This is a genomic window from Pseudoalteromonas sp. MMG010 (genome assembly GCF_018100905.1).
Lineage (GTDB): Bacteria > Pseudomonadota > Gammaproteobacteria > Enterobacterales > Alteromonadaceae > Pseudoalteromonas.
In genome coordinates this window covers 1-408 of sequence record NZ_JAGJEG010000039.1, presented here as the reverse complement: position 1 = coordinate 408, position 408 = coordinate 1, and the positions used below count along the sequence as shown (strand labels likewise).

The following is a 408-nucleotide window of genomic DNA, read 5'->3' as shown; positions in this document are numbered from 1 at the left end:
ATTGTCCACACAGATGATTGTTAATTGTAAAGAGAACAACACTTATTGTTTGGGTCTGTAGCTCAGCTGGTTAGAGCGCACCCCTGATAAGGGTGAGGTCGGTAGTTCAAATCTACTCAGACCCACCACTTCTTCTTAATCTTATTTATAAGTTTAAACGAAGTCGGTATACAAACAGTAAGTACCAGCATATGTGGGGCTATAGCTCAGCTGGGAGAGCGCCTGCCTTGCACGCAGGAGGTCAGCAGTTCGATCCTGCTTAGCTCCACCACTTTACTTCTTAAAAATAAATATTCTTTATCGGGTAGCGACATCACCTGAGAATAGAGTGTGTTTATTTTTGAGAAGTTTTTGATTCTCTGCTCTTTAAAAATTTGGAAAGCTGATAATAAAATTCTGATAAATATT

General features: G+C 39.5%; 2 tRNA genes. Both read left to right on the top strand.

The window, feature by feature from the left end:
* Positions 1 to 51 precede the first annotated feature (51 nt).
* Positions 52 to 128 (top strand) — tRNA-Ile (locus tag J8L70_RS16005).
* A 67-nt stretch (positions 129 to 195) separates the two neighbouring features.
* A tRNA-Ala gene (locus tag J8L70_RS16000) sits at positions 196 to 271 on the top strand.
* The last annotated feature ends 137 nt before the right edge of the window (positions 272 to 408 follow it).